Annotated in this window: 9 protein-coding genes; 1 reads left to right on the forward strand and 8 read right to left on the reverse strand. The window is 68.2% G+C overall.

Going from position 1 to position 9693, the window contains the following annotated elements; genetic code table 11:
* The 3 genes from coxB to ACK5IN_RS01580 form a co-directional block, all read right to left on the reverse strand.
* The gene (coxB, locus tag ACK5IN_RS01570; protein ID WP_416894476.1) at positions 1-900 is read right to left on the reverse strand and encodes a cytochrome c oxidase subunit II; all 900 of its coding nucleotides are present in this window, start codon (positions 898-900) and stop codon (positions 1-3) included.
* Between the two features lie 127 nt (positions 901-1027).
* A complete protein-coding gene (gene erpA, locus ACK5IN_RS01575) occupies positions 1028-1393 on the reverse strand; it encodes an iron-sulfur cluster insertion protein ErpA (RefSeq protein WP_416894477.1) in 366 nt (121 codons plus the stop codon).
* A gap of 45 nt (positions 1394-1438) precedes the next feature.
* Complete coding sequence (locus ACK5IN_RS01580; protein ID WP_416894478.1) at positions 1439-2857, reverse strand: dipeptidase; 1419 nt, start codon at positions 2855-2857, stop codon at positions 1439-1441.
* Between the two features lie 47 nt (positions 2858-2904).
* Here ACK5IN_RS01580 and ACK5IN_RS01585 point away from each other — a divergent pair, with 47 nt between their 5' ends.
* A complete protein-coding gene (locus tag ACK5IN_RS01585; RefSeq protein ID WP_416894479.1) occupies positions 2905-3477 on the forward strand; it encodes a DUF3043 domain-containing protein in 573 nt (190 codons plus the stop codon).
* On the opposite strand, the gene ACK5IN_RS01590 is transcribed toward ACK5IN_RS01585, so the two are convergent.
* The 5 genes from ACK5IN_RS01590 to dnaE all read right to left on the reverse strand — a co-directional run.
* Positions 3470-4492, reverse strand: a complete 1023-nt coding sequence (locus ACK5IN_RS01590) for a quinone-dependent dihydroorotate dehydrogenase (RefSeq protein ID WP_416894480.1) — start codon at positions 4490-4492, stop codon at positions 3470-3472. The genes ACK5IN_RS01585 and ACK5IN_RS01590 overlap by 8 nt on opposite strands.
* A 10-nt stretch (positions 4493-4502) precedes the next feature.
* Positions 4503-4955: a transcriptional regulator NrdR gene (gene nrdR, locus ACK5IN_RS01595; RefSeq protein ID WP_416894481.1), complete on the reverse strand. Its 453-nt coding sequence runs from the start codon at positions 4953-4955 to the stop codon at positions 4503-4505.
* 12 nt (positions 4956-4967) lie between these two features.
* Positions 4968-6269 (reverse strand): histidinol dehydrogenase, encoded by a 1302-nt coding sequence (hisD, locus tag ACK5IN_RS01600; RefSeq protein ID WP_416894482.1) that lies wholly within the window; start codon positions 6267-6269, stop codon positions 4968-4970.
* A gap of 30 nt (positions 6270-6299) precedes the next feature.
* Positions 6300-7349, reverse strand: a complete 1050-nt coding sequence (locus ACK5IN_RS01605) for a hypothetical protein (RefSeq protein ID WP_416894483.1) — start codon at positions 7347-7349, stop codon at positions 6300-6302.
* 94 nt (positions 7350-7443) lie between these two features.
* A partial coding sequence (gene dnaE, locus ACK5IN_RS01610) for a DNA polymerase III subunit alpha (RefSeq protein WP_416894484.1) occupies positions 7444-9693 on the reverse strand: 2250 nt, incomplete at its 5' end.

Consider the following 9693-nt stretch of genomic DNA (forward strand, 5'->3'; position numbering starts at 1 on the left):
TCAGTTTCCTTCCCCGTTGTCAGGAGCGCCCGTACCCGGGAAGTTGTTCAGGCGACTGTAGGCATCATCGATGGCACCGGTCTGACCGGCGGCGCGCAGCGACTGCAGGTAGGCCTCGTACTCCGCCTCGCTGACGACCTTCACGTTGAAGAGCATCTCGGAGTGGTACTCGCCGCACAGTTCGGCGCACTTGCCCGCGTAGGTGCCTTCGCGCGTCGGCGTGAAGGACCACGAGTTGTCCTTGCCGATGTACATGTCCTTCTTGTAGAGGAAGTCGATGATCCAGAAGGAGTGGACGACGTCGCGCGACCGCAGGTCGATGCGCACCGTCTGGTCGACCGGGAGATAGAGCGTAGGCAGCGCGTCCTGGTCGACGTCGCCGGTGCGGTTGTCGACCTGGCCCTGGATGCCCATGGACCAGACGGCGTCGGAGTAGTCCTCTTCGTCAGCGTTGTACTGGAAGTCCCACGACCACTGCTTGCCGTACGCGACGACCGAGACCTCGGGATCTTCGGTCTGCGTCTCGAGGATCGTCTGGTCGCGCGCCGTGAACGCGAAGAAGCCCAGTATGAGCACGACGGGCACGACCGTGTAGAAGATCTCGATCGGCATGTTGTAGCGCAGCTGGACGGGTAGTCCGGTCTGTCCCTTGCGGCGGCGGTAGACGATGATCGCCCACAGCATGAGCCCCCATGTGAGGACGCCGACGCCGAGAAGAACGATCCACGAGGTCGTCCACAGACTGGCGATCATCTCCGTGCGGTCGGTGGCAGGCAGGCCGTCTTCAGTGAAGCCCGGCATGAATCCGTGGAGCTGCGTCGAGGTGCAGCCGGCAAGAGCGACCACCACCGCGATCCCGACGGGGATCACGGCCCAGCGGAGATGGCGTTTCGAGTGCACAGCACACCTTTCCGGAACGAGAACGTGACTGCAGCCAGTCTAGAGCAAGCTCACGGGTGATTCAGGTCAACCACCCAGCCGGTCGCGACGATTCCCCCGGCTGACCGGGTGGAATCACGGGTCTGGCTCAGTGGAAGCTGTCACCGCACGCGCAGCTGCCGCCGGCGTTCGGGTTGTCGATCGTGAACCCCTGCTCGGAGATCGTGTCCTTGAAGTCGATGTTCGCACCATCGAGGTACGGGATGCTCATGTCGTCGACGACCACCTCGACCCCGTCGAAATCGACGGTCTTGTCACCGTCGAGAAGGCGCTCATCGAAGTACAGCTGGTAGATCAGGCCGGAGCAACCGCCCGGCTGTACGGCCACACGCAGTCGGAGATCGTCGCGGCCCTCCTGCTGAAGCAGATTCTTAACCTTCTCGGCGGCATCATCGGTGAGGGCGACTCCGTGCGCGCGAGCGGCGGTGTCGGGCGACAAAGCGGTGTCTGTCATGTCTTCTCCTTTAGGGACTGCCGCGGAGCGGCTGCTCCCCCGAGTCTACCGCGACGGCTCTCCCGAGGCCCGTGTCCGCTCGTTCAATCTCGACAGCAGCAGCGCCTCGGTGAGCACAGCGTGCCGGAAGGTGTCCAGGTGCAGCGACTCGTTCGGGCTGTGCGCCCGCGAGTGCGGGTCCTCGACGCCGGTGACGAGGATCTGCGCGTCGGGGAACTCGCGCACCAAGTCGGCGATGAACGGGATCGATCCTCCGACGCCGGCATCGACGGGAGCGACACCGAAGCCATCCCGCATGGCGTCCCGCGCCAACTCCGCGGCCCATCCCGCCGTGTCGACCAAGAAGGCGTCGCCGCAGTCGACATCCGTGAACTCGAGCTCGGCACCGAAGGGCGCGTGCGCACGCAGGTGCGCCGCGATCGCCTCATAGGCATCGGTCGCCGCCTGCCCCGGCGCGACACGTGCGCTGACGACGACGCTCACCTCCGGCAGGAGTGTGTTCGACGCGGCGGCGACGCTGGTCGCGTCGAGGCCGGTGACGGTGATCGACGGCTGGTACCAGAGGCGGCTGAAGACGCTTCCGGTGCCGATCGGCGAGACGCCGGGCAGCAGCCCCGTCTCCGCGCGCAGTGCGTCTTCGCTGTCGGCGGGCGTGGGAGCGTCGTGTCGGTGGAGCCCTACCACGGCAACCGATCCCTCGTCGTCCCACAGGGTCGCCAGCAGCTTCACGGCGGCGAGCATCGCGTCCGGCACCGCTCCCCCGGCCATGCCGGAGTGCGACGCATGCTCGAGCGTGCGCACGCGCAGTGTGAACCGGGCGTTGCCGCGCAGCGACACCGTCAGTGCGGGCGTCGTCTCGTCCCAGTTCCCCGAGTCCGCGACGACGATCACGTCCGAACGCAGCGCATCGGCGTTGTCGGAGAGGAACTGTCCGAACGAGCGCGAGCCGAATTCCTCCTCGCCCTCGATGAACATCGCCACGCCGAGGTCCAGGTCATCGCCGTACGCATCCTTCACTGCGCGCAGGGCGGCGATGTGCGTCATGATCCCGGCCTTGTCGTCCGCGGCTCCACGGCCGTACAGTCGACCGTCGCGCACCGTGGGCTCGAATGGCGAGGAGTCCCACAGCGCCTCGTCGCCGGGCGGCTGGACGTCATGATGCGCATAGAGGAGCACGGTCGGCCGCCCGTTGCGTGCTGCGCGGACCGCGAGCACGGCGGGCTGGCCCTGTTCCTCCGTGCCCGGGATCGCGGCACGCTTGACCTCGACGCGGTCGAACAGGCCCGTGGCGGTGACCAGCTCGGCGACAGCATCCGCGCTGCGCACCACCTGCTGCTGGTCGAAGGCGGGCCAGGCGATGGAGGGGATGCGCACGAGCCGGCCGAGATCGGCGAGCGCGCTCGGGATGCCTCCGGCCGCTGCTTCGCGGACGGCGGACTCGCGCTGAGGGGTCTGTGATTTCATGCGGGTAATCTTAAGGTGCCCCGCGACGTCGATACCAAGGATTCACCGTGTCCAAGACCCCACCCGCATCCGCTCCCAACGACGAGCAGAGCGCGACGCCGGGCGCCGGTAAGGGGCGGCCCACGCCCTCCCGCGCCGAGCAGGAGGCCGCACGCAAGCGCCCGTTGGTCGCCAACACCAAGGAGGCGAAGGCTCGCGCACGTGCGGAGCTGGCCGAGAAGCGTGAGAAGGCGCGCGTCGGCATGGCCGCCGGCGACGAGCGTTACCTGACTCCGCGCGACAAGGGACCGCAGCGTCGTTTCGTCCGCGACTGGACCGATGCTCGCTGGAGTCTCAGCGAATGGGTGATGCCACTGATGCTGGTCGTCATCGTCATCGGCCTGCTGCCCAACAGCGGGTGGCTGGTCACCTACTCGTTCCTCGCCCTGTGGGGTGTGATCTTCCTGGTGATCGTCGAGATGGTGCTCACGTCGGTGCTCGTCAAGCGTGCGGCACGCCGCACCTTCGGTGAGGATCGCGTCGAGAAGGGCCTCGGGTGGTATGCCGCGATGCGGCAGATCCAGATGCGCTTCCTGCGCCTGCCCAAACCTCAGGTCAAGCGGGGCACGAAGCTCAGCTGACAGGTCGCCGCCGGTTGAGCTGTCGTGCCCACAGCGGACCGCGATAGAGGAACGCGGTGTAGCCCTGCACGAGATCGGCACCGGCGTCCCTGCGCTCTTGCATGTCGGCCGGGGTCTCGACCCCACCGGCGGAGATGACGCAGAACGAGTCGGGGACGCACGCGCGTACGATGCGCAGCACGTGCAGGGCGCGTGCCTTCAGCGGTGCGCCCGACAACCCGCCGTCGCCTGCGGCCGCGACCACCGAGGGTGCGGTGTGCAGATCCTCCCGCGCGATCGTGGTGTTCGTCGCGATCAGGCCGGCCAACCCGAGCCGCACCGCCAGCCGGGCGACGGCCTCGATCTGTGGGTCCGGCAGATCCGGCGCGATCTTGACGAGCAGGGGTGTGGTTCCGGCCGCATCGCGCACCGCCACCAGCAGCGGTTCGAGGGTCTCCACCTCCTGCAGTCCACGCAGTCCGGGCGTGTTCGGCGACGACACGTTGACGACGAGATAGTCGGCGAGTGGAGCGAGTAGGTGCGCGCTGTACACGTAGTCGGCGGTCGCATCGGCCACGTCCACGACGCGGCTCTTGCCGATGTTGACCCCGATCACCGGGCGGGGGCCCCGGCGGCGGAGCCGCGTGAGGCGGCGGGCCGCCGCATCCGCTCCCCGATTGTTGAAGCCCATGCGGTTGATGACCGCACGATCCGGGATGAGCCGGAACAGCCGCGGTCGTGGGTTTCCATCCTGCGGGATCGCGGTGATCGTCCCGACTTCGACGTGACCGAAGCCCAGCGCGTAGAGTCCCCGGACGCCGGTGACGTTCTTGTCGAAGCCCGCGGCCACCCCGAACGGCGAGTCGAAGTCCCGCCCGAGCACCCGCGTGCGCATCTGCGGGCGCGGGCGGGTGAGCGCGCGTGCGATCCAAGAGAGCGGCGGGGTGCCGAGCAGCCGGATCACCGACATCGCCGCGTGGTGGGCCGTCTCGGGATCCAGGCGCGAGAGCACGACGCGGAAGAGGAGGGGATACATCTCGGTCGGGCTAGTGGTCGTGGTCGGCGCGCAGCTGCGCGATAGCGCTGTCGAAGTCCTCGAGAGAGTCGAACGCCTGATAAACGCTCGCGAACCGCAGGTAGGCGACCTCGTCGAGCTCGCGGAGCGGGCCGAGGATCGCCAGCCCGATCTCGTTGGTGTCGACCTGGGACGACCCGGTCTGCCGCACGGACTCTTCGACCGCCTGCGCCAGCAGCGCCAGATCGGCCTCGGTCACAGGTCGCCCCTGACAGGCCTTGCGGACGCCGGACATGACCTTTTCGCGACTGAACGGCTCGATGACGCCAGAGCGCTTGATGACGTTGAGACTCGCCGTCTCGATCGTCGAGAAGCGCCCGCCGCACTCGGGGCACTGGCGGCGGCGGCGGATGCTGAGACCGTCGTCGCTGGTGCGAGAGTCGATGACGCGCGAGTCGGGATGGCGGCAGAAGGGACAATGCATGACGGGTAAAGCCTACGAGAACCGAGCCTGCACCGCTTCGCCGTGCGCCGGCAGCGCCTCGGCCTGCGCCAGCGCCTCGATGTCGGCGGCCACCGACTGCAGCGCCGGGCGGTCGTACTCGACGACCTGCTGCGGGCGCAGGAACGTGTGCGCACCCAGCCCCGGCGCGTACCGAGCCTGTCCGCCGGTGGGCAGCACGTGGTTGCTCCCCGCCAGGTAGTCGCCGAGACTCACCGGACTGTGCGCGCCGAGGAACAGCGCGCCGGCGTTGACGTAACGCGGCGCGGCCTCCGCAGCATCGGCGATGTGCAGCTCGAGGTGCTCGGGCGCGTACGCGTTGCTGAAGGCCTCGGCCGCGGTCAGGTCGTCGACGAGTACGATCGCCGACTGTGGACCCGCCAGCGCGGCAGCGATACGGTCGCGATGGCGCGTCGTCGCGGCCGCTCGCTGCACCTCGGCGCCGACGCGCTCGGCGAGCGCGGGTGACGGCGTCACCAGCACCGCTCCGGCCTGCTCGTCATGCTCGGCCTGGCTGACGAGGTCGACGGCCACGTAGCGGGCGTCGGCCGTGTCGTCGGCGACGATGAGGATCTCGGTGGCGCCCGCTTCGGAGTCGATGCCGACGACGCCGGCCACCGCCCGCTTGGCGGCGGCGACGAAGTTGTTGCCCGGACCTGTCACCACGTCGACCGGGGTGAGACCGATGCCCGGTACACCGTGGGCGAGGGCGCCGACCGCCCCGGCACCGCCCATCGCATAGACCTCGTCGACGTCGAGGAGACCTGCCGCGGCGAGAATCGTCGGGTGCACTCGACCCGCGCAGTCTCGCTGCGGCGGCGAGGCGATCGTGACCTCGTGCACACCGGCAACCTGTGCGGCAACGACATTCATGACAACGCTGGACGGGTACACCGCCTTGCCGCCGGGTACGTAGACGCCCGCGCGGGTGACCGGCTGCCAGCGCTGGGTGATGCGTGCACCGGGACCGATCTCGGTGATGGATGCCGCCGGCACCTGCGCGGCCGAGGCCTCCCGCACACGGCGTATGGCCTCGACGAGGGCGTCGCGGACGACGGGGTCGAGCGTGGCGACGGCCTCGTCCAGGTGCGTGGCCGGTACACGGATCGCGTGGCCGGTGACGCCGTCGAAGCGATCGGCCTGATCGCGCAGCGACTGCTCGCCGCGCGTCCGGACGTCGGCCACGACCTCGGCCGCGACCTGCAGCGCCTCCGACCGCGCGCTCGTGGCACGCGGCACGATCGTCAACAGCTCTGCAGTCGTCCAGGGACGCCCGCGCAGATCGATGGTGCGCACGCGTCAAGCCTACCGGCGCGTACGAACTCGTCAGCCCCGGATGACGCCCGTGACATCGTGCAGGTAGCCGATGCGCCCGTCCTCATGTCGGATGACGAACAACGACCCGCGGTCTTCGATCACCAGCGCCCACGCCGTCGGCCCGATGCGGAACATCGGCATTCCACGCTCGTCGTGCACATCGCGCTCGACGGGGGCCAGTGCCCAGAACGCCTGCTGTGCAGCGAGCGGCTGCTCAGGCTCAGGCTCATGTGCGGGAACAGGCTCCGGTTCTGGAACAGGCTCTGGCACGGCGACGGGTTCCGATGCGGGGACGGGCTCCGGCTCCAGTGCCGGAACAGGCTCCGGCTCGACCGCAGGCTGCGGTGCGAACTCGGACACGGTCTCTGCCTCCGTCTGATTCACCGCCTCTGCGGGCGGCGCCCACGCAGAATCTGACCCGGGCTCCGCATCCGGATTGGAGCCCGAGCCCGAGGCGGGCTCTGCGTCGGGCACAGGACGCGGACGCGGCGGACGGGCGGTGACCTCCCGCACGTGCCGCGCACTGCGGTGCGCCGGCGCCTCGGGGCGCCCCTGGAAGTCCTGCGCGAACGGCGGGATGATCGGCGCAGCGACGGTCAACACGACACCGGCGAGCATGAGGAAGAACTCCACCCAGACCACCCACGTACGCACCCACGTGCCCGCGGAGATGGCGACCGAGACGGTCTGCCACAGCACGACCAGCCAGACGACCGTCGAGACCGAGAACGCCACGGACGCGAACTGGTCGATGCCCAGGGAACCGACGCGGCGGATCCCCTGCGGTGAGAAGCGACGCAGCACGATGAGGAACAGGGCGACCGTGGGCACACCGATCGTCAGGATCCAGTCCAGCCCGACGGTCCACACCGACAGCCCGGCGCCGAGGGCGGCGCTGACCGAGCCGGTCAGCAGCGGGAAGAACGACACCACGAAAGCGGCGACCCAGACCGCGAGCAGCGCGACCTCACGAATGGTGAAGGGCCCGACGCCATACTGCGGAGGCAGCGCTTCCGCGACGGGGGTATCGGTCTGTTCGGCGAACCGGTCGTCGGTCACGGTCTTCCTTCCATCGGGGGGACAGCACATCGTATCCGCGTTCGTACGCGTCCCGATACTACTTGCGCGGCACGGGAGAGCCCAGGTCCCCTGGTCATCCCAGGCAGCTGGGCCCGAGCAGGCCCTTGAGCTCGCCGTACAGATCAGCGGTGACCGCCACCGGCAGGGGCACCTCGAAGAGCTTCGCGGAGCCGCCGCCGGCACGGCCCGGCAGCAGGCGCAGATTCACCTCGGTCTGTCCCCGATGCCTGCCCAGTACGGCGGCGAGCTCGCCGACCACTGCCTCGGTCGCCCGGTGCTCGGGGATCACGAGCATCAGCGGGCCACCGGCATCCATCGTTCCGAGATCCGGTGCGAACGCCGACTGCGCGTGCAGATTGAGCCCGTCATCGCGCCGCGACACGCGCCCGCGGATCACCAGGATCGCATCGGACTGCAGCTCGGGCTGGAACTCGGTGTAGGTCTTGCCCATGAACATCACGGTCACCTCGCCGTTGAAGTCCTCGACCGTGACCATGCCGTACGGGTTGCCGCTCTGCTTGGCCACGCGGTGCTGCACGCCCGTGAGCAGCCCCGCAATCGTCACCTGATCCCCGTCCTGCACATCCTCGTTCGCAAGCAGATCATGGATCGACGTCGACGCGTGCTTGGCCAGCGGGATCTCCAGACCCGCCAGCGGATGGTCGGATACGTAGAGACCGAGCATCTCGCGCTCGAAGGCCAGCTTGTCCTTCTTGGTCCATTCGGGCCGCTCGGGCACCTTCGGCGGCGCGATCTCTTCGAGCCCGTCGTAGAGGCTGTCGAAGTCGAAGCCGATCGCCCCCTGCGCTTCGTTGCGCTTGCGGTCCACCGCCGCTTCGGCGGCATCCTCGTGTATCTCCATGAGCGCGCGCCGCGTGTCGCCCAGCGAGTCGAACGCGCCGGCCTTGATCAGCGACTCGATCGTGCGCTTGTTGGCGACGTGCACCGGCACCTTGCCGAGGAAGTCGTGGAACGACGTGAACGGGGCGTCCTGGCGCGCGGCGACGATGGCATCGACGACGTTGGCACCCACGTTGCGCACGGCGCCCAGTCCGAAGCGGATGTCGTCACCCACCGCGGCGAAGAAGTTGATCGACTCCCCCACATCCGGCGGCAGCACCTTGATGCCCATGCGACGGCACTCGTTCAGGTACACCGCCAGCTTGTCCTTCGAGTCGCCCACGCTGGTCAGCAGAGCCGCCATGTACTCGGCGGGATAGTGCGCCTTCAGGTAGGCGGTCCAATACGAGATGAGGCCGTACTCGGCGGTGTGCGCCTTGTTGAAGGCGTAGTCGGCAAAGGACTCGAGCACCTTCCACAGTGCGTTCTGCGCGGCCTCCGAGTAGCCGTTCGACGTCATCCCCCCGAAGAAGTCGGCCTGCTGCTTGTCGAGCTCGGACTTCTTCTTCTTGCCCATCGCGCGGCGCAGGATGTCGGCTTGGCCGAGGCTGAAACCGGCGAGCTTCTGCGCGGCCTCCATGACTTGCTCCTGATAGACGATGAGACCGAAGGTGGTGCCGAGGATGTCGCGCAACGGCTCTTCGAGCTCGGCGTGGATGGGCGTGATCTCCTGCAGGCCGTTCTTGCGCAGTGCGTAGTTGGTGTGCGAGTCGACGCCCATGGGACCGGGGCGATACAGCGCGAGCACGGCGGAGATGTCTTCGAAGTTGTCGGGCTTCATCAGGCGCAGCAGCGATCGCATGGGTCCACCGTCGAGCTGGAAGACCCCGAGGGTGTCACCCCGCGCCAGCAGCTCGTATGACGCCGGGTCGTCGAGGGCGAGGTCTTCGAGCACGAGCCTCTCGCCGCGGTTGGCCTCGATGTTGTCGAGCGCGTCGTCGATGATGGTGAGGTTGCGCAGCCCCAGGAAGTCCATCTTGATGAGGCCGAGCGACTCGCACGCGGGGTAGTCGAACTGGGTGACGATCTGGCCGTCCTGCTCCCGCTTCATGATCGGGATGATGTCGATGAGCGGCTCGCTCGACATGATGACGCCGGCCGCGTGCACGCCCCACTGGCGCTTCAGCCCCTCGAGCCCCATGGCGGTGTCGTAGACCGTCTTGGCGTCGGGATCCTCCTGCAGCACCGCGCGGAACTCCGCGGCCTCCTTGTAGCGGCTGTGCGTCGTATCGGTGATTCCCGAGAGCGGGATGTCCTTCGCCATCACCGCGGGCGGCATGGCCTTGGTGAGCTTCTCCCCCATGCCGAACGGGAACCCGAGCACGCGCGAGGCGTCCTTCAACGCCTGCTTGGACTTGATCGTGCCGTAGGTCACGATCTGCGCGACCCGCTCGTCGCCGTACTTCTCGGTGACGTACTGGAT

Source organism: Microbacterium sp., assembly GCF_047971895.1.
In the GTDB taxonomy this organism is placed as follows: domain Bacteria; phylum Actinomycetota; class Actinomycetes; order Actinomycetales; family Microbacteriaceae; genus Microbacterium.